We start from the raw sequence: 22450 nt of genomic DNA, 5'->3' as shown, positions 1-22450 counted from the left end.
CTCAGCGCCGGCGCGAACCGCGCAAGCTGTCGATCGAGAAGCTGGCGATCTCGCCGCCGCCTTTCATGCGGCGCGACTGGCCAGGCGCGGGGCCCCAGGCATGCGCGGTCACCACTTCCCAGGTCGCCGGAATGCGGCCATCCACGCGCATCGCTTCATACGCCTCCAGCATCTGGCGAAAGTGCCGCTTGCCGGTGAGGCCGCGTTCGCGCGCCGCATCGGCATTGGTGGCGCCCAGGCCTTGCAGCTCCTTCAGCAGCAGCCGTGGCTCGCTGTAGGTGAGGGTGTAGCGGTCCACGTCCAGCACCGGATCGCGCAGTCCGGCGGCGATCATGGCGTCGCCGAGGTCGTGCATGTCCAGGAAGCGGCTTACATGCGGCTGGCCATCGGCGCTGGCCCAGGCGGCGCGCAATTCCTTGAGCGTATCCGGGCCGAAGGTGGAGAACGCCAGTAGTCCGCCCGGCTTGAGCACGCGCACGCACTCGCCGAACAGCGCCGGCAGGTCGTCGATCCACTGGAAGCACAGGTTGGAATGCAGCACGTCCACGCTGTGGTCCGGCAGCGGCAGCGCCGTGGCTTCCGCGCACACGCGCTGGAACGGCTTGAGCCAGCTGGCGTGCTGTTTCGCCGCGCGCAGCATCGGCAACGCGAGATCCATCGCGATGACCTGGGCCTTGCCGTAGCGCTTCTTCAGCAGCGCAGTGCCGCGGCCCGTGCCCGCGCCGACGTCGACCACGCGCTCCGGCGCTTCCAGGTAGAAGTCCAGGCGCTCCAGCAACACGTTCTGCACTTCGCGCTGCAACGCATCGTGCTGCTCGTACGTGCGTGCGGCGCGGCCGAAATGTCGGCGCACCTGGCGCTTGTCGATGTGGAAGTCGCTCATCGCCAGCTGTCCAGCAAAGGGTTCAGTGCCTGCGCCACGGCGTCCGCGTGGCCGAAGAACGGCGCGTGCCCGGCACGCTCGATTTCGGCGAACGCGCCGCCGCACTGCGTGGAAGACCACTGCATGGCCTGCGGGTGCACCAGCCGGTCGCGCCGGCCGGCGGTCCAGACGCTGGGCACGGCCAGGTCGGGCAGCGCCGCGCGGCGGTCGGTGTCTTCCAGGATGCGGATGCCTTCCTGCAGCACGCGCAGATCCGGCTCGCCGCGCTCGAAGGCCAGCGCGCGCAGGTGGCGCAGCTCGGCGCGCGGATCGGCGCTGCCCATCGCTTCCAGCGCGAGGAAGCGCTCCAGCGTGGCGTGGTAATCGGTTTCCAGGTCGGTGGCCAGCTGGTGCACCAGGGCGCCATCGCTGCCGTGCGGCCAGCTTTCGTCGCGCACGAACTTCGGTGTGGCGCATACCATGGCCAGCCTGCGCGCGTGATGCGGGCGCTCCAGTGCCGCGGTCAGCGCGATCAGCCCGCCGAGCGACCAGCCCAGCCACAGCGCCGGCGGCGTTACGGCGGCGATGGCCGCGGCGCACGCGGAAGGTTCCAGTGGAATGCCGCAATCGCGCGAATGCCCGTGGCCCGGCAGGTCGACCACGTAAACAGTGCAGCGCTCTTCCAGGGCCGCGGCCAGCGGCGCCATCACGCCGCCGTGCATGGCCCAGCCGTGCAGCATCACCACCGGCACCGGTCCGGTGCCGCGCACCTCGACATGGAGGCTCACGCGTCCACCTCCGGCGAGGCCGGCGCGAGGCCACGGTCCACCGCGCCGCGGTCGTCGAACACGAAGCAGGTGCCGCGCCAGTGCGCGCCGTCGGTTTCCTCGAAGTACTTCAGGATGCCGCCTTCCAGCTGATACACGTGCTTGATGCCCAGATCCTGCATGTGCAGCGCGGCCTTCTCGCAGCGAATGCCGCCGGTGCAGTACGACACCACTGTCTTGCCGTCGAAGCGCGGGCGGTCGGCCGCGACGGCGGCGGGGAAGGCGGTGAAGCTGGGAATGCGATAGTCCACCGCGCCTTCGAACAGCCCCACGTCGGTCTCGTAGTCGTTGCGCGTGTCCAGCAGCACCACTTCCCGGCCTTCGTCGTCACGGCCCTGCGCTAGCCAGCGGCGCAGCGTGGCCGGTGTCACCGATGGTGCGCGACCGCCTTCGGGCCGGATCGTCGGCATGCGCATGGTGATGATCTCTTTCTTCAGCCGCACGCGCATGCGGCCGAAGGGCGGAGCGTCGGACAGCGACTCCTTCGGCGCCAGGTCGGCGAAGCGCGCGTCCTCGCGCAGCCAGGCCATGAAGGCGTCGGTCGCCTCGCGCGGGCCGGCCAGGAACAGGTTGATGCCCTCTGGCGCCAGCAGGATGGTGCCCTTCAGCGACAGCGCCAGGCAGCGTTCGAGCACGCGCTCGCGCAGCGCCGGAAGATCTTCCAGGCTGACGAACTTGTAAGCGGAGAGATTGACGATCGGCATGGCAGGGACGGCGGCAAGCCCGCCATTATACGGCCCGGTCGCCAGCGCCGCCCGGCGCCAGGCCGGCCAGGGCGTCCAGCAGGCGATCCACGTGCGCTTCCTCGTGCGCGGCCGACAGGGTGATCCGCAGCCGCGCCTTGCCCACCGGGACAGTGGGTGGACGGATGGCGCCGACCAGGAAACCCTGTTCCTCCAGTGCGCCGGCCGCGGCCATGGCGAGCGCGGCGTCGCCCAGCAGCAGCGGCTGGATGGCGGTGTCCGAGGGCATCAAGGGCAGGCCGAGTTCGGCCGCGCCGTCGCGGAAGCGCCGGATCAGCGCGAACAGTTTCTGGCGCCGCCAGCTTTCCGTCCGCGCGACCCGCACCGCGGCCAGCGCCGCGGCTGCGACGGCCGGAGGCATCGCCGTGGTGTAAACGTAGGTGCGCGCCGACTGCACCAGGCCTTCGATGAGGCTGGCCGGGCCGGCGACGAATGCGCCCTGGCACCCCAGCGCCTTACCCAGCGTGGCCATCAGCACGGGCACCTCGCGCTGGCCCAGGTCGAGCGCGCTCAGGCTGCCGGCGCCGTCTTCGCCGAGCACGCCGAGTCCGTGCGCGTCGTCGACCATCAGCGTGGCGTCTTCCCGGTCGCATAGCTTGGCCAGTTCGCGCAGCGGCGCGAGATCGCCATCCATGCTGAACACGCCATCGGTGGCGAGCAGGGCGCCGGCTTCCGTCCGGCTGGCGAGCTGGCGCGCGGCACCGTCGACGTCGCCGTGCGGGTAGCGCTTCAGTTCGGCGCCGGCCAGCGCCGCACCATCGAGCAGGCAGGCGTGATTGAGCTTGTCCTGCACACAGACGTCGCCAGGGCGCAGCAGCGCCTGCATCGCACCCAGGTTGGCCATGTACCCGGTGGAGAACAGCAGGGCGCGCTCGCGCCCGGTCCATTCGGCCAGTGCCTCCTCCAGCGCCGCGTGCTCGGCGCGGTGGCCGCAGATCAGGTGCGCGGCGGTGCTGCCCACGCCCTCGTCGTCGGCCGTGCGCTTGAAGGCGGCGATCACCAGCGGATGCTGGGCCAGGCCCAGGTAATCGTTACCCGCGAAGGACAGCAGGCGCTGCCCGCCGCGGTCGAGCCAGGGCCCGTCGGCGTGATCGACCGTGCGCAGGCGGCGCTGCAGGCCGGCCTGCGCACGCTCATGCGTCGCCTGCGCCAGGCGCGCGATCAGCGAAGGGCGGGACATGGCGCGGGTCGGACCCGGAATCGTCAGGCCGCGATGCCGCAACCGCAGCCGGAGCCGCAGCTGCCGGCGTTCGCCGCCGCATGGGCCGGCGCGTCTTCCAGGATGTCGGCGTGGACCGTGCCGGCTTCCTCGATCACCTGGAGCGGATGCAGGTCCAGACGTTCGAACAGCCGGCGGTCGTGCTCGACGTCCGGGTTGCCGGTAGTGAGCAGCTTCTCGCCGTAGAAGATCGAATTCGCGCCCGCGAAGAAGCACAGCGCCTGCACGGCGTCGTCCATCTGCTGGCGCCCGGCCGACAAACGCACCATCGAGGCCGGCATCAGGATGCGCGCCACGGCGATCGTGCGCACGAACTCGAACGGATCCAGCGCCTCAGTGCCCTCCAGCGGCGTGCCCGCCACCTGCACCAGCTGGTTGATCGGCACCGACTGCGGATGCTCCGGCAGATTGGCCAGCGTCTGCAGCAGGCCGGCGCGCTGCGCGCGCGTCTCGCCCATGCCGACGATGCCGCCGCAGCAGGTCTTCAGGCCGGCCGCGCGCACGTGTTCGAGTGTGTCCAGGCGGTCCTGGTACTGGCGGGTGTGGATGATCTCGCCGTAGAACTCCGGCGCGGTGTCCAGGTTGTGGTTGTAGTAGTCCAGCCCGGCACGCTTGAGCGTCGTCGCCTGGTCGCCGTCCAGCATGCCCAGCGTGGCGCAGGTCTCAAGACCCAGCGCCTTCACCGCCGAGACGATCTCGGCGACCTTGGCCACGTCGCGGTCCTTCGGGCTGCGCCATGCCGCGCCCATGCAGAAGCGGCTGGCGCCGGCCTCCTTGGCGGCCTGGGCGCGCGCGACCACGGCCTCCACGCTCATCAGTTTCTGCGCCTGCACGCCGGTGTCGTAGCGCGCAGCCTGCGGGCAATAGGCGCAGTCCTCGGGGCAGCCGCCGGTCTTGATCGAGAGCAGGGTGGAGACCTGCACCGCGTTCGGATCGTGGTGCTCGCGGTGCACCGTGTGGGCGCGGTGGAGCAGCTCGTTGAACGGCAGCGCGAACAGCGCAGCGACCTCGTCGCGGGTCCAGTCGTGGCGAAGAGCTTGAGTCATGGGGAATGGCTCTGGCAGGGGAGGCGACAGTCTGGCAGGGCTTCGCCTCCTGTCAACTATAAAGACGATCATGAGGTTTACGATGCGGCTGCGTACGGCTGCGCTACCATTTCCGTACTCTTCGTGGAGGCATCGATCGCATGAGCACTGGACAGGGCAGTGCGGGCAACGTGCTCGCGGCCATCTGCAGCTTCTTCATCCCCGGACTCGGCCAGCTCGTGCAGGGCCGCCTGCTGATCGCCATCGTGATGTTCGTGCTGGCCGGCGTGCTGTGGATCGTATGGCTGGGCTGGATCATCCACCTGTGGTCGATTCTCGACGCGGCCATGTTCAAAGCCAAGACCTGAGGACACGCCCATGCGCATGGATGCGCCGCTACGTTTCTTCCGACGCGGACTGGTCTGTCTGCACGAAGCGCTGTTTCCGTGGCGCTGCCTGCTGTGCGGCTCGCCCGGTGCCGAGGACGCCGACCTGTGCGCGCCCTGCGCGCGCGAGATGCCGCGCAACCGCCATGCCTGCGAACGCTGCGCCCTGCCACTCCCGGTCGGGGCCGCCCTGTGCGGCCAGTGCCAGCGCCGCCCGCCGCCATGGGACGCGGCCTGGGCGCCATTCCGCTATGGCTGGCCGCTTGACCGGCTGGAGACGCGCTTCAAGTTCGGTGCGGATCTGGCCGCCGGACGCGTACTCGCCGAGCTATGGCAGCGCGAACCGGCGCCCGCGGACCGTCCGGACCTGATCGTGCCCGTGCCGCTGCATCGCCGCCGCCTTCGCCACCGCGGCTACAACCAGGCATGGGAACTGGCCCGTCCACTCGCCGCGGCGCTCGGCGTCCCTATGCGCCAGGGCGTGCTGGAGCGCATCCGCGGCACCTCCGCGCAGACCGAACTGGACCGCGTCGCGCGCCGCCGCAACGTGCGCGGCGCTTTTCGCCTGCGGACCGATGCATTGCCGAACCACGTCGTCCTGCTGGACGACGTCATGACCACCGGGGCGACGCTCGCCGAATGCACCCGCGTACTCCGGCGGGCCGGCGCAAAACGTGTGGACGTGTGGGCGCTGGCGCGCGCACCGGCGCGCTAGCGTGAACCCGTCGCCGGGTTGAGATAGATCGGGTTGCCTACCAGCAATGGCTTGCCTGCCGCATCGCGCACTTCCACGCGCAGCCAGTGCGGCTTCCCGTCGCTGTGCCAGGCGAACGCGCGACGCACGTCGTCCCCTTCGATCCGCGCGTCGACGGCCGGCGTCAACGGCTGGCCGTCGAGCAGCACCGCCAGCGTGGCACCCTTGGCGTGGGCGACGTGGACGTCGAACGACGCGGTTGCGCCCGCGGGCACGCGCAACGCGTCGCCCATGATTGCCTTGGCCCCACCGGCCTCACCGCTCAGCTCCAGCACGCGGTCGCGGCTGCCCTCGGTGTCGATGAATACATGGCCCGCGCGGATGCCATCGAGGACCGCCGGCATCGACAACTCTTGCGCGTAAACCACCGTCGCCGGCACGCCGGTCGGATTGGTGCCGATGCGCGCTTCGTTCTGGAACGCTTCGTGGTTGTCGCTGCCGCCGATCGCGGTGAGGCGGTAGCCGCGCGCGAGTTGCGATTCCCAGAACGGAATGCCGGAAATCTGCGTGCCCGCGTCGCTGCCATTCACTGCCTCTACGGCCTGCACCTGCGCCATATCGACGGGCGGCTGGGCCGTCCAGCCGCAGCCCATGCAGATCTCGCCGCTCGGGCGGATGGCGTGGTTGATGGAGATCACGCCGTGCAGCGGTGCGATCGCCTTCAGCAGGGCGTTCCAGTCCGGCACGTCCTTGCTGCCCACGCGGAAATCCACCGGCGCGGTAGTGCCGAACAGGTTGGCGTGGCCGGTGAACGTGGTGATCTCGCGGCCGGGAATCAGGAGCAGCGTGTCGAAATAAGGCTGCAGCTCGCGCATCGCATTGGCATGCGACACCGTGTTGTGGTCCGTGATAGCGATGAAATCCAGCCCACGTTGCGCCGCCGCCTGTACGGTGAAGAACAGCGGGCACGGCACGCGCTGCGCGCCGCTCTGGCTCTTGCAGCCACCGTCGCTGTGCGCCGTATGCATGTGCAGGTCGCCGCGGTACCAGCCGGCCTCCTTGCGCAGCGGCGGATGGAGCACGGCCGGTTCCCACGCCGGGTCGCCGGCGTGGCCGAACCAGATGCTCGCGGTGTAGTTGGCGTGGCTTTCCGGGCGGATGTTCGGAATGCCCAGCAGCAGCTGCCAGCGCCCCGGCCGGATCGCACCCGGCAGGTAGGACGGCGTGGCATCCGTCGCTGAAACGGTGAACAGCTTCTTGGTCCCGCCGCTCCAGCCGCGGAAGCCGTCCTGCCCGCGGAAACCGTCCGGACCGAGCAGGCCGAGGTCCACGGTGGTCTTCTCCTCGCGGCCGGTGTAGTCGAACTGCACCGTGATGCGCGTGACCCCGGCCGGCACGTCGAACGGCAGCGGACGGTAGGTCTGGTTGTCCTTGCCGCTCAGCTCGCCGTGCAGCACCACGTCGGGTTTCTCGGCATCCGCGGCATGGATGGCCGCGAGTGGAAGCAGCGCGCAGGCGAGGGCGAAGGCAAGGGAACGGAAGAAACGTGCGCTCATGGCGATGCGGAACCTTGCGGAGAGTGGCATTCGGGACGGCGGACCGGATTGCAGCGTGCGATCGCGTCACCGGGAAGGCGGACGCGGTAGGCACCGAAACGCAGGTCCGGGTGCATGTAGTCGGTGGAGATGTATGGCGCGCCGCTGGCGAAAGCGGCGTCACGTCGAGATGTATCGCCGCGTCGCGCTTCGGCCGTGTCGGCGTCGGCGCGGGTGCGGACCAGGAAGCCGGCCGCGACATCGCGGCGGATGCGATCAAGCTCGCGTACCGGATCATTGAGGGTGAGGTACGCGGCGGCCGGCGAGGCCTCGTCCGTGTTGACGAACATCACGCGGCCTTCCAATGAATGGCGGTTTCCCCGATAGAGCGCGATCTTGGCCGCGTCTTCGTCCAGCACGAAGAACACCTTGCCCCGCGTCGCGCCCAGGGTGGGCCATGCGCCGGCAAGCACGGCTTCGCGTAACGAGTGGTGCTTGCCCTGCACCTTGTCAGGCGTGATCAGCCTGGCCGGCGCGAAGACCGAGCGCACCTCGGCGTCCAGCGCATCGAAGGCGCGTTCGTCGAAGCGCATTGGCGTGGCGGCGCCTGGCCCGCCGCCGCCGTCTTTGGCGTTGATCAGGATCATGATCGGCACGTGCCATGGATGCGCGGTGGACCAGTCGCGGATCTGGCGCAGGCAGGCGACGAAAGTCTGGCAGCTGCTGCGGAAATCGATGTCCGCCAGGTGCATCACCTTGAAGCCGGGCCGCCGCATCTGCGCCGCCTGCTCCGGCGGCCACGGCGGGTTGGCGTAACCCTTGCGCAATGCGCCCGGCGGGTGCGCGTAATGGCCGCCCTCCGGGTCGTAGTAGACGTCCAGCTCGATCGTGCGCGCTCCCTCGTCGAGCTGCGCCGGCAGCGGCGGGTGCGCATAGTCGATGCCGTCGGCGCCCTTCGGATCGCGCGCGCGATGCGCCGCCAGTTCGGCCGGCGGCATCGCCTGTTTGTAGCTGTTGTGCGTGCCCACGGCCTGCAGATCGTTCAGGCGCAGGCTCCGGTCGAGCGCCTCCAGGTCACAGCCGGCACTGGCGCGTTCGAGGTCGCAGGCGCCGGCGGCACCGGCCCCTAGCAGCAACGTCGCCGCGGCCAACCTGGGAAAGAGCATTCGCTTCGTCATGCGGAAGAGAGGGGCCGGGCGCGTGCCCGGCCCCGCCGGATCAGAAGCGGTACATGATGGCGGCGCGGTAGGCACGGCCCAGGATCGGACGGGCGATGAAGGTATTGGCGCCGGCATCCGCACTGGCCAGCTCGCCCGCGCGCGGGTTGCCTTCGGTCAGGCCCAGCGAGTTGGTGAGGTTGTCTGCGTAGAAGAACAGCGAGCACATCTGGGAGATGTCATAGCGCGCGCTGGCGCTCCACACGTCGTACGACGGCAGTTTCACCGAGTTGGCCGTGTCGACGTAGCGCTGGCCTTCGTACTCGTAGGCGATCTGCAGGCGCAGCTTGCCGCCCAGCAGGTTCACGCCCGGCACCACGCGGTAGCTCTGCTTGGGCACGCGAATCAGCTGGTTGCCCTCGTAGTCGCGCAGCACCGGCGCGCCGGACACCAGTTCGGTATAGCGCAGGCCCTTGTACTGCGGGTCCTGCACGGTGGCGGTCACCTGCACGTCGAACCAGTCCACCGGATACCAGGTGCCCTCCAGTTCCAGGCCCTTGGTCTTGGTGTCCGCATAGCCCTGCTGCACCGTCGACGTGTTGCCGTTGGAGCTGAAAACGTAGTTGCTGAAGCCGACGTTGTTGTACTTCGTATAGAACGCGGTGGCGTACAGGTCCAGCTGGCGGTCGGTGTACTTGTAGCCGATCTCGCCCAGCTTCATGGTCTGGGTCACTGGCGTGGCGGTGGGGTTGGTGATGTAGGTGCTCAGGTTCGGCAGGCGGAACGTCGGCGTCCAGCGCGCGAACACGCCCGAGCGTGGGGAGAACTGCCAGTTGGCGCCCAGGGTCCAGCCCAGTTTGTTGAAGGTGTGGTCCCACGGCACGTACTGCCCGGTGCCGGTGATGATCGACGAGGTGGCTGGCGTGCCGAGGTTCACCGTCTGCTTGGTCTCGGTCTTGCCCCGGGTGTTCACCTGTTCCCAGCGCACGCCGCCGTCGATGCGCAGCTCGTCGGTGACCTGCCATTCGTCGGAGAGATACACGGCATTCGTGGTGGAGGTGCCAGTGGCGTTCTCCCACTCGTAGCCGTAGCGCGTGATGCCATGGTCCGACAGCGTGGAGACCGGCTGGCCGGCAGCGTTCACCGCCACCAGGTCGAGCAGGCGCGCATTATTGGTGGCGTCCAGCAGCGCCACCGAGGAGTAGCGGCTGAAGTCCTGGTCGAAGCGGGCGTAGTAATAGCCCAGGGTGACGTCGTGGGTCTGGCCGCCGAGGTCGAACTTGCGCAGCAAGCGCGTGTCGTTGATGAACTCCTTCACCGGCATGGTCACGCCACGCAGGCCGCCCACCACCACCAGGCCATTGCCGTTCTGGTTGGCGTTGTTGAACACCTCGTTGGGGTTATCCACGTAACGCAGCTGCAGGCCGGCGGCGCCCGCGGGCACCTTTTGCTGGGAGAGATACTTGGTCGCGCTCATCAGCGAGTTGGGGAATACGCCGTTGCGCTGCGTATGCGTGTCGTCGTAGCGCAGCGACTCGGCCAGCTTCCAGCCGGCGCCCAGGTCGTAGTCGAACTTCAGCGTCACCTGGTCGCGCTTGACGTGCGTGCCTTCGCTGTTGTCGAAGTTGTAGAGGCCGCCGTTGCCCATCTTCATCAACACGTGCTCGGTCTCGGGGCCGGCCAGCGTGCCGTAGTTGCCGTCGAAGCCCGGCACCGCGCGGATGTCGCCATTGGGGAGGGTGCGCATCGGGATGCCCAGGTACAGCGCGACCTTGTCGTCCAGGTGCTTCACGTCGGCGCTGAAGCTGCCGTGCTCGAAATCCTTCGACAGGTTCAGGCGGATCTGCCCGCCATCATTGGCGTTGAAGCCCGGATCGCGGATGCCGCTGTCGGTGCGGTAGAAGCCGCCCACGCCCAGCTTCCAGCCGTCGCCGACCGGCGTGCCGGCCCAGAAATCGCCGCGGGTGAGGCCATAGTCGCCCACCGTGAACTTGAGCAGGCCTTCGGCCTTGTCGCCCACCTTGCGCGGAATGAAGTTGATCGCGCCGGCCGGCGCGTTGGAATAGAACACCGACGACGGGCCGCCGCGCACCACTTCGATGCGCTCGATCGTCTCGTCGAGGCGGAAAGCCTGGTCGGCATTCAGATAGCCCAGCGCCGGATCGTGCTGCACCGGCACGCCATCTTCGAGCAGGTTGACCGAGCCGAAGCCGTCCACCGGGATGCCGCGCGCGCGGATGTTGCCGCTGGCCTCGCCGCCGGAGGCTTCGACCCAGAAGCCCGGCACGGACTTCATCGCCTCGGTCACCGAGGTCGGCGCCTGCATGCGCAACCGGTCCTCGTCGATGGTGGTGATGGAATAGCTGGTTTCGGCCTTGGTGCGGGTCTCCACACCGGAACGTGCGGTCACCACGATGCCGTCGAGGTTCTTGGCCTTGTCGGCGGCGGACTTGCCCGTGTCCGTGGAGGCGGCGGCGTCCTGGGCGAGAAGCATGGGAGAGAGGGCGCCGAGCAGGCCGCCGAACAGGGCAAGGCCGATGGCGCGGCTGATCATCGAGGTACGCAAGGGAGTCGCTCCGGTGTAGTGAGTCCGGTGTGGTAAGCCCGGTGTAGTGAGATACCGAGCCATGCGACGGAACCAAAAACGTGGACGTCGACGGTGGTGGGGACCACGGTCGACGGCGTGCTTCAAGCGGCGTCCCTGCCTGCGTTGCGTTCCGATCCGTACACAGGCTCTTAACCAGCGCAGGCTAGGGGCCATGCGTGACAGCGACGCGCAGCGCAGATGACGAATCGTCGACGAAAACGTTTAGACGTCCAAAAACTGTCATCTAAGCGGCCAGGACGGGCGCCTAGATGACAGAACCGATGTCTACGCGGCGTGCAGCCGGACGCCTGCCCGCGGATCGGCGGCGGGCCACGGCGTCCCGGGCCCCCCATGGCCGGCGGCTTTCAGGCGGCGGGACAGGATTCGCGCGCGAGCGAAGCGGAGGTCACGCGACGCGGGCGGCGCAACAGAACGAACGACAGCAGCGCCAGCGCGCCGGTCAGCACGGCGAGGCCGCCGAGCAGGCTGCCGAACGCGACCGCATAGCCGTGCAGCAACGCCTCGTGCGCCATCGCCGGCGCGGCCCGTGCGGCATGCGCCATGTCGCCGGTGGCGAGATTCGAGGCCGCGGCCACAGCCTGGTCGTGCGGCACCTGAGCCAACCGGCCTTCGATCAACGCCGTGAGCACGGCGCCCACCGCGGCCATCGCGATGGCCTCGCCGGCCACGCGCGTGGTGGTGAAGAAACCGGTCGCCATGCCGGCCCGCTCCTTGGGCACCACGCTGACGGCGAGATCGTCCATCAGTCCCCATGGCAGCCCCGCGCCGGCGCCGATCAGCAGCAGCGGCCAGGCCAGCGCGGACCATGCGGCGCCCGGCGCGGCCACCGCGCGCAGCCACAGCAGGCCCACGCTGGCGATGCCCAAGCCCACAGCGGAGAGCAGGCCCGGCGAGAACCAGCGCGTGAGCAGCGCACCCAGGAACGGTACCGCAAGCATCGGCGCGGACAGCGGCACCATCAGCAGTCCCGAGGCTACTTCGCCGCGCCCCTCCACGCCTACCAAGCGCAGCGGGAGGAAGATCAGCAGCACCACGTAGCACAGCGCGGTGGCCAGCGGCAGCGCCTGAGCGCCGAGGAAGCGCGGATTGCGGAACAGTGACAGGTCCAGCATCGGCCGCGGTGCGCGCCATTCCACCCAGACGAACAGTGCCAGCATGGCGATGGCCGCGGTGGCGAGCAGGGGTGGCGCGAATCCGCTATCCGGCCGCGGCGCCTCGATGATGCCGAAGGTGAGCAGTACCAGCGCCGCGGTGAAGCTCAGGCTGCCAGGCAGGTCGAGCCCTTGCGCGCCGGGATCGCGTGTCTCCCGCATGCGCGGCACGCCAACGACGAACACCAGCGAGCCCAACGCGGCGGTAGAGAGGAACACTGCGCGCCAGCCGAAGGCTTCGACCAGCCAGGCGCATAACAGCGGGCCGAAGGCCAGGCCCAGGCCGAACGTCGTGCCCAACAGGCTATAGGCGCGCGTGCGCGCCGGGCCCTCGAACTCCTGCGCCAGCGACGCGGCACCCGCGGACATGGTGAGCGCTGCCGCCACGCCCTGCGCGGCGCGTGCGACGTCCAGCCACCACAGGTTCGGCGACAGCGCCAGCAACACCGAAAGGCCGGCGAACAGCCCGATGCCGATGGCAAACACGCGCTTGCGCCCGTACTGGTCGGCCAGCGCGCCGGCGGCCATCACGCTGCCGCCGAATGCAAGGATGAAAGCATTCACCGCCCATGACAGCAGCAGCGGATCGCTACCCAGCGAACGGCCGATCGCCGGCAGCGCGATGGCCGGACCGGTGAAGCTCAACGGCATGCCCAGGCCGGCCAGGCACACCGCCGCCAGCACGAGCAGGCGATCGGTCGTGCCATGTGTCCTGCCATGTGTCTGGCGATGCGTCTTGGCGGAAGGTGTCTTGGCAGAAGCGTCGTCAGGCATTGGCGCCACCGTCCACCGTAAAGGCCGTCCCGTTGGCGAAGCGGCCTTCCTCGCCGGCGAGCCAGGCCACCATGCCGGCGATGTTGGACGCGTCGCCGTAGCGCTTGATCGCCATGCGCGCGCGCTGCTCTTCGGCATGGGCGCCGTCGGCGGGATTCATGTCGGTGTCGGTCGAGCCGGGCTGCACCAGGTTCACGGTGATGCCGCGCGGGCCCAGGTCCCGCGCCAGGCCTCGGGTGAAGGCCGACAGCGCCGACTTGCTCATCGAATACAGGGTCATGCCCGGCGCAGGCACCCGGTCGGCAAGGTTGCTGCCGATGCTGATGATGCGCCCGCCTTCGCCCATGTGCCGCGCGGCTGCCTGCGAGGCGACGAAGACCGCGCGGACATTGATAGCCATGGTGCGTTCGTAGTCCTCCAGCGAGACGTCCTCGAACGCGCCGCCGACGAAGATGCCGGCGTTGTTGACCAGCACGTCGATCTGCCCGAAATCCGCGGCCACGCGGTCCACCGCCGCCCGCAGCGCGGCCGGGTCGGCGCTGTCCGCCGGGTAGGCTCGCGCCTTGCCGCCTGCGGATTCGAGCTCCCGCGCGAGCGCCTCGGCGCGCTCGGGGGAGCTGATGTAGGTGAACGCCACCGTGGCGCCGTCCCGTGCCAGCCGCCGCACGACCGCCGCGCCGATGCCGCGCGAACCGCCGGTCACCAAAGCCACCTTGCCGTCGAGACTGCCCATGCTCGTGCTCCATTTATGTAGTGGTCGATACATAAAATCGAAGCAGTCTTGACTCGGGCTGTCAAGCACTTTATGTATTGACCGCTACAGAAAGGTGCGCCGATGACGACCACAGCGAAGGAGCGGGGACGCCCGCGCAAATTCGACCGCGACCAGGTGCTGCGGCAGGCGATGGAAGTGTTCCTGGACCGCGGCTACGACGGCGCCTCGATCGGCGACCTCACCGCCGCCATGGGCATCAACGCGCCGAGCCTGTACGCGGCGTTCGGCTGCAAGGAAGCGCTGTTCCGCGAGGCGCTCGATCTCTACGTGAACGCTGCCGGCCCCCGCACGCTGGACGAACTGGGCCGGCACGGCATCACCGCCCGCGCGGCGATCGAAGCCATGCTGCGCGAGGCGGCCAAGCGCTTCGGCAACGGCCGCGGCTGCCTGGTCGTGCTGGGCGCGACGCACCGCACGGCGGACAACGAGGCGGTGTTTCGCGACCTCGCCGAGCGCCGGAGCGAAACCCAGGCGCTGATCCGCCGCCGGCTCAAGCAGGGTGTCGCGGAGGGCGACGTGCCGGGAGCGGCCGACGTGAGCGCCGTGGCGGCCTTCTATAGCACCGTACTGAACGGGCTTTCGCTGCAGGCGCGCGACGGAGCGTCGCGCAAGCAGCTGGCAGGGGTGGTCGATTGCGCGATGAAGGCCTGGGACGGGCTCGTCGGCGAGGAGCGGCCGGCCGTCACTTGACCGCCAGCGCCAGCACGATCCCCACCCACAGCACCATGCCCAGCCAGTTGTTGTTGCGGAAGGCCCACAGGCAGGCTGCGCGGTCGCGCGTGCGGATGCGCCACAGCTGCCAGCCGAACAACCCCGCAGCGCCGGCCAGGCTCAGCCAGTATGGCCAGCCCAGCAGGGCCCGCTGGCCGACGAACAGCATGGCCAGCAGGAAGGTGGCGATCAGAATGCCCAGGATCGGCAGGTCCGCGTCGCCGAACAGGATGGCGGTGGACTTGGCGCCGGCCTTGAGGTCGTCCTCGCGATCCACCATGGCGTACTGCGTGTCGTAGATCACCGACCACAGGATGTTCGCGATCAGCAGCAACCAGCCCAGCGGCGGCACATGGCCGCTCACCGCGGCGAACGCCATTGGGATCGACCAGCCGAATGCTGCGCCCAGCACCACTTGCGGCATGTAGGTATAGCGCTTGGTAAAGGGATAGATCGCCGCCAGCGCGGCGCCGGCGAACGAGAGCTTGATGGTCAGCGCATTGGTGAACAGCACCAGCAGGAAGGAAAACGCCAGCAGCACGCCGAACACGATCAGCGCCTCGCGCGGCGTCACCCGCCCGGCGGCGATCGGCCGGCCGGCGGTGCGTTCCACCTGGGGGTCCAGCTTGCGGTCCGCATAGTCGTTGATGGCGCAGCCGGCCGCGCGCATGGCGAAGACGCCGAGCGTGAAGATCACCAGCGGCTTGACCGGCGGAAAGTCGCCCGCCGCCAGCCACAGCGCCCACCAGGTCGGCCACAGCAGCAGCAGGGCGCCGATCGGCCGGTCCATGCGGGTCAACACCAGGTAGTCGCGTGCCTTTTCGCGATAGTGCGGCGGCAACCGCTGCAACAGCACGTCCAGCACGCGGGTCGCGCGGTTGGAGCTGTCCGCCGGACGGACCGGCGCGGTAGCGGAGGGCCGCGGACGCGCCGTGCCAGTGGAAGGGACGCGCCGCTGGCGCTTGCGGGAAGATGGGGCCATGCGCCGAAGTTTAGCCTGCGGCGATACCGGGGTTGGCGTGACCGGCGCCGTGAAACCGGCTTGTCATCCGTTTCGCGCCATCGCGCGCATACTCTGGCGACGCCGCGAGGAACCGCCATGCCCAAGGCCATCAGCCACATCGCCCTGATCGTGCACGACCCGGACCAGACCGCACGCCTGTTCGCCGCCGTCTTCCCCGACGCCCGCCTCGTGGACCCGGGCCCCGGCGACGGGAGCCACCACCAGGAAGCCCACGTGGAGTTGGCCGGTGTCCGCTTCGTACTGGTCAAGGGCATGGGGCCTTCCACGCGGCACGGCGACCACGTTTCCTTCGCGGTGGATGCGGCCGAACTGCGCGTCTGCGCCGAACGCCTGGCCGTGCTGGGCATCGAGTACCAGATGGCGCGCGGCGACAGCGCGCTGTACTTCAGCGACTACGACAACCACGTGTTCGAACTGGACGCCACGGCATAGGCAGGTTGGGGTTCGTCTGCGGCTCGCCCCAAACCCACCGGCCCCGGTCAGAACTTGAAGTCCAGCCGTGCGTAGTAATAGCCACCGTTGACGCCGAACGGCAGCGTCTCCCATCCATAGGTGAAGCCCAGCTGCGGGAACGGCGCGCCGGTCTTCGGATCCCACTTGTTCGGATAGGTATCGAACACGTTGTCCGCGCCCACCGTCAGTTTCAGGTTGCGCGAGAAGCGGTAGCCCATCGCCACGTCGGCCAGCCACTTGCCGCTCCAGGTCTGCTTGATGCCGGGGGTGAACCCTTCGCCGCTGACCGGGCCGAAATAGTTGCCGCGCAGGGTGAAGTCCCACGGACCCGTGCGGTAGATGCCCTGCAGGATATGGTGGACGCGCGGCTGGCCCTGCTCGATCAGCGTGACCTGCGTATCGTCGAACAGCTTGTCCGGCGGCAGGATGGCCGACTGCGACTTGCGCTTGGTGACGTCGGTCTTGTTGTAGTTGAGCAGCGCGGTGAGATCGAGCGTGGAGCTATCGTCGAAGCGGAAGCCTTTCTCCGCGACCACGTCGATGCCCTTCGTGCGCGTATCGATCGCGTTGGTGAAGAACAGTACCTGGCCGACGCCGAAGGGTGCGAGGATCGCGCGGATCGGGCAGTTCGCATTGCTCGCCGCGCAGGGATTGCCGTCGGTGCCGATGCTCTCCGGCACGATATTGCTGGAGAAAATGATGCGGTTCTTGATGTCGATCCGGAACACGTCCACCGTCAGCGTGAAGTCATTGGTCGGCTTGTACACGATGCCCGCGGTACCGCTGTGCGAGGTCTCCTGCTTCAGCGGCTGGATGCCGAAGGCGCGCGTCACTGCGCTGTTCTGCCGCGCCGTCAACGTATCGGTGAGCGTGCCGCTGGGGTCCAGGTTGGTCGAGCGCTGGCTGTAGAACAGCTGCTGCACGCCCGGCGCACGGAAGCCCGTGGCGAGCGTGCCGCGCACGGCGAAACTGTCGTTGGCGTCGAAGCGCAGCGACACCTTGCCGGTGGTCGTGCCGCCGAAGTCCGAGTAATGCTCGTGGCGCACGGCGGCGCCGACCAGCAACCGCTGCGTCACCTGCGACTCCGCATCGACGTAAAAGGCGATGTTGTGGCGGCCCAGGTTGACCGCTTCGCTCGGCGAAAATCCGGGGAAACCCTGCATGCCCGGCTGGGCGATGTCGCCGGTCTGGCCGTAGATCGGAATGCCGCGATCGTTGCTGCGGCCGTAGGTGTAGGACACCGGGTCGCCCGGCAGGATCTGATAGCTGTCGCGGCGCCACTCGAAACCGGCGGCGAGGTTCAGGGCGTCATGGCCGATGCCCCAGTCGATCGGACCGCGCACGTCGGCGTTGAACGTCGTCTCGTTGAGCCGCAGCGTGCCGGTGTCCGCGGAGGTCGGCGACTCGCCGTAGATGCCCGCCGCGGGATTGGCCGGATCGCGCGGCTCGTACCACCAGCTCACATTGGCCGAATGGCGCTCGTCGAAGCCGAACTGGCTGCGGCCGTGGGTGAGCGAGACGTCGTAGTCCCACTTGTCGCCCAGCGGCCCACGGAAACCGACCGCGAGCGACGCGTCCTTCACGTTGGTTGCAATGTTCGGCAGGAAGCCATTCGGATACAGCGCGGGAATCGTGCGGTTGTCGCCGGCGGGACGGAAGAAACCGAATGAATCGCCCTTGCGCTGCGAGATGCCGCCGAACCAGTACAGCTCGCCGTGCGCGATCGGCAGGCCGCCGTTGAGCCAGAAGTAAGCGTCCTTGGTATCCGCGTCGCCCAGCTTCTGCGTGACGCGCGGCGGGTCCACGCGCAGCATATCCGGGCCGGCGCGATTAGTGGGATCGCGATGGCGATACTCCGCGGTCAGGTTGAGATAGCCGTCCTTGCCCAGGCGCAATCCCGTGTTGATGCCGCCCTGGCGGGTGAAGCCATCGCCCTTGTAGGTCTGGCCGCCGGTCAGCGACACGTCGGTCTCGCCCACTTGCTTCTTCAGCACGATGTTGATCACGCCGGAGATTGCATCCGAGCCGTACTGCGCGGCGGCGCCATCGCGCAGCACCTCGATACGTTCGATCGCAGAGATGGGAATCGCGTTGATGTCCGTGCCGGCCGAGCCGCGTCCGATCGTCTGCTGCACGTTGACGAGTGCCTGCTGGTGCCGGCGCTTGCCGTTGACCAGCACCAGCACCTGGTCGGGACCGAGGCCGCGCAGCGTCGCCGGGCGGATGGTATCCGTGCCGTCGCTGACGAAAGTGCGCGAGAAGTTGAAGCTCGGCTCCAGCATCTGCAGCGCCTGGCCGACCTCGACGACGCCGGCGCTTTCCAATTGCTCGCGCCCGATCACGTCGACCGGCGCCGGCGTTTCGGCCGCCGTGCGGTCCTTGGCGCGCGAACCGACCACTTGCACGCCTTCCAGCGTCTTGGCTTTCTGCTGGTCGGCCGGCGGGTTGTCCTGCGCCGATGCGGCGAGCGACATCGAAATCCCCAGCATGGCCATTCCCCAGCGGCGCGCACTTCCCCAGACGCGTCCTTGCGGACGCGACGCATCGCGTTGCGACATGAGTGACTCCCGTTTCGTCGTGCGAACAACGACCGATCGACGCTTACGCGCCGATCGCCTCCCGGGCCCGAAGCTGCTCTGCGAAAAAAATCGTGTCAAGCGCGAACATCGCCAAAGCGCGAACGCGATCATCAAATGCGCGGCGCGAGACAACGCCTGCGATGACATGCTTCACGCGATCGCGACGAAGTGCGTTCGCGCTTACGCAATTGTGCGCGTGCACATGGAGCTTGCGCGCAAGGCCGGCGTCAGTTGCCGAGCAGAAGGCGGTATGCCGCGTTCGCGCTCTCGTTCCAGTGCGGATAGCCCAGCGTCGCCAGGAAGGTCTCGAACAGCGCACGCTCGTGCTGCGGCACCTGGATGCCGACCAGGATACGGCCGTAGTCGGCGCCGTGGTTGCGGTAGTGGAACAGGCTGATGTTCCAGTCCGGATGCAGCTGGCCCAGGAAGCGGGTCAGCGCGCCGGGGCGTTCCGGGAACTCGAAGCGGTACAACAGCTCGTCGCGGGCCAGCGGCGAGCGGCCGCCGATCATGTGCCGCAGGTGCAGCTTGGCCAGTTCGTCATCGGTGAGGTCCAATACGCCGAAGCCTTCCGCGGCGAAGGAAGCGGTGAGGGCCTCGCGCTCGTCGCGGCTGCGGATCTGGATGCCGACGAAGATGTGCGCGCTGGCGGCGTCGCCGATGCGGTAGTTGAACTCGGTGATCGCGCGCTGGCCCAGCGCGGCGCAGAAACGCCGGAAGCTGCCGCGTTCCTCTGGGATGGTCACCGCGAACACGGCCTCGCGCTGTTCGCCCACCTCGGCGCGCTCGGCGACGAAGCGCAGGCGATCGAAATTGAGATTCGCGCCGGACACGATGGCGACCAGCGTTTCGTCGCGCAGTCCGTGCGCCGCCGCGTACTGCTTCAGGCCCGCGACAGCCAGCGCGCCTGAGGGCTCGGGCACGCAGCGCGTGTCCTGGAACACGTCGCGAATCGCCGCGCAGATGGCATCTGTATCCACCCGCACCATGGCGTCGACGTGGCGCCGGCAGAGCGCGAAGGTCTCCGCGCCCACGCGCTTCACCGCCGTGCCGTCGGCGAACAGGCCCACTTCGTCGAGCGTCACGCGCTCGCCTGCTTCCAGCGAACGCGCCATCGCATCCGAGTCGACCGTCTGCACGCCGATCACCTTCACCTCGGGCCGCAGCGCCTTGACGTACGCGGCCACGCCGGCGAGCAGGCCGCCGCCGCCCACCGGCACGAAGATCGCGTGCAGCGGTCCGGGGTGCTGGCGCAGGATTTCCATGCCTACCGTGGCCTGGCCCGCGATCACCGCCGGGTCGTCGAATGGATGCACGAAGGTGTAGCCGTGCGTCTCCTGCAGGCGCGCCGCCTCGGCCTGGGCGTCGCTGTACGAATCGCCGGCCAGCACCACCTCGACCCAGGCGCCGCCGAGCCGCCGCACCGCATCGATCTTCACCTGCGGCGCGGTCACCGGCATCACGATGGTGGCGCGCAGGCCGAGCTTCGCGGCGGCCAGGGCCACGCCCTGCGCGTGGTTGCCCGCAGAGGCGGCGATCACGCCGCGCGCGCGTTGCGCGGCATCCAGTGCCACCATCTTGTTGTAGGCGCCGCGCAGCTTGAACGAGAACACCGGCTGCTGGTCCTCGCGCTTGAACAGCACGCGCTGGCCGAGCTTGGCCGACAGCAGCGGCGCAGGTTCGAGCGGACTTTCGCGTGCCACGTCGTAGACGCGCGCGCCGAGCGTGCGGCGCAGCAGGTCGCGTTCCCAGCCTTCGTCGCCGTCGCGGGTGACGGGCCGGCCGGCGGCTACCGCATTCACGGCAGCGCTTCCGCGCCGGCGGCTTGGCTCACTTCGATCACGTCAACCAGCTTGCGGGTCTGCTTGATGAGCTGGTCCACCGCGCTGTCCGCACCCTGCATGACCAGGGTCAGGCGCGACACGGCCGGGTCCTGCGTGGCCGCGACGGTGAGCGAGTCGATGTTGAAGCCGCGCGCGGAAAACAGCCCGGCCACGCGCACCAGGGCGCCGGCTTCGTTCTGCAACAGGATGGAAAGCGTGTGTTTCATATCGTTTCTCAGAACATGTCGCTGGCGGCGCCGTCGGCCTTCACGGCCTGGCGCGAGGCGATGTGGTCGCCGGTGATCATCTGCGCGTAGGTGGCGCCGGGCCCCACCATCGGGTAAACGCCCGCGTCGGGGTCGATCATCACTTCCAGGAAAGCCGGGCCGGGATGGGCCAGGAAGTCGGCGATGGTCGATGCCAACTCTTCCTTGCGTTCCAACCGTCGCGCCCACTCGAAGCCGTCGGCCTGCGCGGCCTTGATGAAGTCCTTGCGGTGCAGGCTCTTGTCGGAAGAGGCGAAGCGCCCGCGGAAGAACAGCTTCTGCCACTGCCGCACCATGCCGTCGCCGATGTTGTTGAGCACCACGACCTTCACCGGCAGGCCGTAGGTGGTGACGGTTTCCAGCTCGCCCAGGTTCATGCGGATGCTGGCGTCGCCATCGATGTCGATCACCACCGCGTCGCGTCGTGCGAACTGCGCGCCGATCGCCGCGGGCAGGCCGAAGCCCATCGTGCCCATGGAACCGGAACTCAGCCAATGCCGCGGTTCGCGAAAGTCGAAATACTGCGCCGCCCACATCTGGTGCTGGCCGACGCCGGTGCTGATCACCGCGCGGCCGTGGGTGTGGCGGTTGATTTCCTCGATCACCGCATAGGGCTGGATCAGCGGACTTTCGCGGTCGTAATTCAAAGCGTGGTCGCGCTTCAGCGCCGCCACGTGCTCGTGCCATGGCGCGTAGCGGCCCGCCAGCTTTGCGCGCCAGCCGTGGCGTTCGCCCCAGGCGCGCAGTTGCTCCAGCGTGCGGCCGAGGTCGCCGGTGTGCTGCCAATCCACGGCCTTGACCTTGCCGATCTCGGCCGGGTCGATGTCGATCTGGGCGACAAACCTCGCCTGCGGCGCGAAACGATCCGGCACGCCGGCCACGCGGTCGTCGAAGCGCGCGCCCAGCGCGAACAGGAAATCGCAATCCTCCACCGCGTAATTGGCATAGGCCGTACCGTGCATGCCGAGCATGTGCAGGGCCAGCGGCTCGGTGGTGTCGTAGGCGCCCAGGCCCATCAGCGTGGTGGTGACCGGCAAGCCGTAATCGGTGACGAAGGCGCGCAGCGCGTCCGCGGCCCCGGAAGAGATCACGCCGCCACCGGCATAGATCAATGGGCGCGCCGATCGCGCCAGCGCTTCGAAGAAGGCGGCGCACGAGGCGTCGTCCAGCGAAGACTGCTCCAGGCGCTGCAAGCGTGCGCGGTAGCCCGGCATCGGCAGCAGGCCTTCGCCACGGAACGGCAGCGGCGTGTTCTGTACGTCCTTGGGGATGTCCACGACTACCGGGCCGGGCCGGCCGCTGCGGGCGATCTCGAAGGCCGTGCGCAGGGTCGCTTCCAGCTTCTCGGCGTCGGTGACCAAGAACACGTGCTTGGCGCAGGCGCTCATGATGTTGCTGATCGGCGCTTCCTGGAACGCATCGGAGCCGATCGCGGTGGTCGGCACCTGGCCGCAGATCACCACCATCGGCACCGAGTCGGCCATCGAATCGCGTACCGGGGTGACCATGTTGGTGGCGCCCGGGCCGGACGTGACGATGGCCACGCCGACCTTGCCCGAGGCGCGCGCGTAACCGGCGGCCATGAAGCCGGCGCCCTGTTCGTTGGCCGGCACGATCAGCGGCATGGGTTCGCCGCCATTGGGGCCGATATGGGTGGCGTTGTAGCGGAACACCGCGTCGTACACCGGCAGGATGGCGCCGCCCGAATAGCCGAACAGCACGTCCACGCCCTCGTCGGCGAGTACCTGCACCACCACCTCCGCGCCGCTCATGCGCAGCGCATTGAGGGGATGGGTGGCGTCGTCGGCCGTGACGGCGGCGATGTCCGGCAAGAGGGC

General features: G+C 68.7%; 19 protein-coding genes. 4 read left to right on the top strand and 15 right to left on the bottom strand.

What is annotated here, in order from left to right; genetic code table 11:
• Position 1 precedes the first annotated feature (1 nt).
• Genes bioC through bioB form a run of 5 tightly spaced genes read right to left on the bottom strand, consistent with a single transcriptional unit; the run spans position 2 to position 4697 of the window.
• Positions 2 to 883, bottom strand: coding sequence for a malonyl-ACP O-methyltransferase BioC (gene bioC / locus RKE25_RS00315; RefSeq protein ID WP_311840285.1), 882 nt, complete (start codon positions 881 to 883; stop codon positions 2 to 4).
• Positions 880 to 1650 carry a pimeloyl-ACP methyl ester esterase BioH gene (bioH, locus tag RKE25_RS00310; protein ID WP_311840284.1) on the bottom strand — a complete coding sequence of 257 codons (771 nt, stop codon included), beginning with the start codon at positions 1648 to 1650 and terminating at the stop codon, positions 880 to 882. Before bioH ends, bioC begins: the two co-directional genes overlap by 4 nt.
• Complete coding sequence (locus RKE25_RS00305) at positions 1647 to 2393, bottom strand: sulfurtransferase (protein ID WP_311840283.1); 747 nt, start codon at positions 2391 to 2393, stop codon at positions 1647 to 1649. The genes bioH and RKE25_RS00305 overlap by 4 nt, the downstream gene beginning before the upstream one ends.
• A 25-nt stretch (positions 2394 to 2418) precedes the next feature.
• Positions 2419 to 3612 (bottom strand): 8-amino-7-oxononanoate synthase, encoded by a 1194-nt coding sequence (gene bioF / locus RKE25_RS00300; protein ID WP_311840282.1) that lies wholly within the window; start codon positions 3610 to 3612, stop codon positions 2419 to 2421.
• 23 nt (positions 3613 to 3635) lie between these two features.
• Positions 3636 to 4697, bottom strand: a complete 1062-nt coding sequence (gene bioB / locus RKE25_RS00295) for a biotin synthase BioB (protein ID WP_311840281.1) — start codon at positions 4695 to 4697, stop codon at positions 3636 to 3638.
• 140 nt (positions 4698 to 4837) lie between these two features.
• On the opposite strand from bioB, the gene RKE25_RS00290 reads away from it, so the two are divergent.
• Entirely contained in the window at positions 4838 to 5044 is a 207-nt protein-coding gene (locus RKE25_RS00290) for a hypothetical protein (RefSeq protein ID WP_311840280.1), read from the top strand.
• Between the two features lie 16 nt (positions 5045 to 5060).
• Positions 5061 to 5777, top strand: coding sequence for a ComF family protein (locus RKE25_RS00285; RefSeq protein WP_311842461.1), 717 nt, complete (start codon positions 5061 to 5063; stop codon positions 5775 to 5777).
• On the opposite strand, the gene RKE25_RS00280 is transcribed toward RKE25_RS00285, so the two are convergent.
• The 5 genes from RKE25_RS00280 to RKE25_RS00260 form a co-directional block, all read right to left on the bottom strand.
• Positions 5774 to 7312: a CehA/McbA family metallohydrolase gene (locus RKE25_RS00280; protein WP_311840279.1), complete on the bottom strand. Its 1539-nt coding sequence runs from the start codon at positions 7310 to 7312 to the stop codon at positions 5774 to 5776. The genes RKE25_RS00285 and RKE25_RS00280 overlap by 4 nt on opposite strands.
• A complete protein-coding gene (locus RKE25_RS00275; protein ID WP_311840278.1) occupies positions 7309 to 8457 on the bottom strand; it encodes a phosphatidylinositol-specific phospholipase C1-like protein in 1149 nt (382 codons plus the stop codon). Before RKE25_RS00275 ends, RKE25_RS00280 begins: the two co-directional genes overlap by 4 nt.
• A gap of 52 nt (positions 8458 to 8509) precedes the next feature.
• Positions 8510 to 11014: a TonB-dependent receptor gene (locus tag RKE25_RS00270; protein ID WP_311840277.1), complete on the bottom strand. Its 2505-nt coding sequence runs from the start codon at positions 11012 to 11014 to the stop codon at positions 8510 to 8512.
• 386 nt (positions 11015 to 11400) lie between these two features.
• The gene (locus RKE25_RS00265) at positions 11401 to 12981 is read right to left on the bottom strand and encodes an MFS transporter (RefSeq protein ID WP_311840276.1); all 1581 of its coding nucleotides are present in this window, start codon (positions 12979 to 12981) and stop codon (positions 11401 to 11403) included.
• Positions 12974 to 13714, bottom strand: coding sequence for a 3-oxoacyl-ACP reductase family protein (locus tag RKE25_RS00260; RefSeq protein ID WP_311840275.1), 741 nt, complete (start codon positions 13712 to 13714; stop codon positions 12974 to 12976). The genes RKE25_RS00265 and RKE25_RS00260 overlap by 8 nt, the downstream gene beginning before the upstream one ends.
• A 102-nt stretch (positions 13715 to 13816) precedes the next feature.
• Between RKE25_RS00260 and RKE25_RS00255 the strand changes: the two genes are divergently transcribed.
• Positions 13817 to 14446 (top strand): TetR/AcrR family transcriptional regulator, encoded by a 630-nt coding sequence (locus tag RKE25_RS00255; RefSeq protein ID WP_311840274.1) that lies wholly within the window; start codon positions 13817 to 13819, stop codon positions 14444 to 14446.
• Here RKE25_RS00255 and ubiA read toward each other — a convergent pair.
• The gene (gene ubiA / locus RKE25_RS00250; RefSeq protein WP_311840273.1) at positions 14439 to 15449 is read right to left on the bottom strand and encodes a 4-hydroxybenzoate octaprenyltransferase; all 1011 of its coding nucleotides are present in this window, start codon (positions 15447 to 15449) and stop codon (positions 14439 to 14441) included. The genes RKE25_RS00255 and ubiA overlap by 8 nt on opposite strands.
• A 117-nt stretch (positions 15450 to 15566) precedes the next feature.
• Between ubiA and RKE25_RS00245 the strand changes: the two genes are divergently transcribed.
• Positions 15567 to 15923, top strand: a complete 357-nt coding sequence (locus RKE25_RS00245) for a hypothetical protein (protein ID WP_311840272.1) — start codon at positions 15567 to 15569, stop codon at positions 15921 to 15923.
• Between the two features lie 47 nt (positions 15924 to 15970).
• On the opposite strand, the gene RKE25_RS00240 is transcribed toward RKE25_RS00245, so the two are convergent.
• From RKE25_RS00240 to ilvB, 4 genes are all read right to left on the bottom strand, one after another.
• Positions 15971 to 18433, bottom strand: a complete 2463-nt coding sequence (locus tag RKE25_RS00240) for a TonB-dependent receptor (RefSeq protein ID WP_311840271.1) — start codon at positions 18431 to 18433, stop codon at positions 15971 to 15973.
• Between the two features lie 317 nt (positions 18434 to 18750).
• A complete protein-coding gene (gene ilvA / locus RKE25_RS00235) occupies positions 18751 to 20325 on the bottom strand; it encodes a threonine ammonia-lyase, biosynthetic (RefSeq protein WP_311840270.1) in 1575 nt (524 codons plus the stop codon).
• The gene (ilvN, locus tag RKE25_RS00230) at positions 20322 to 20573 is read right to left on the bottom strand and encodes an acetolactate synthase small subunit (RefSeq protein ID WP_311840269.1); all 252 of its coding nucleotides are present in this window, start codon (positions 20571 to 20573) and stop codon (positions 20322 to 20324) included. The genes ilvA and ilvN overlap by 4 nt, the downstream gene beginning before the upstream one ends.
• Positions 20574 to 20581: 8 nt before the next feature.
• Positions 20582 to 22384 carry a biosynthetic-type acetolactate synthase large subunit gene (ilvB, locus tag RKE25_RS00225; RefSeq protein WP_311842460.1) on the bottom strand — a complete coding sequence of 601 codons (1803 nt, stop codon included), beginning with the start codon at positions 22382 to 22384 and terminating at the stop codon, positions 20582 to 20584.
• Positions 22385 to 22450 lie beyond the last annotated feature (66 nt).

The sequence above is a fragment of the Dyella sp. BiH032 genome (genome assembly GCF_031954525.1).
Classification (GTDB): Bacteria; Pseudomonadota; Gammaproteobacteria; order Xanthomonadales; family Rhodanobacteraceae; genus Dyella_D.
This window is presented reverse-complemented; position numbering and strand designations above follow the sequence as displayed.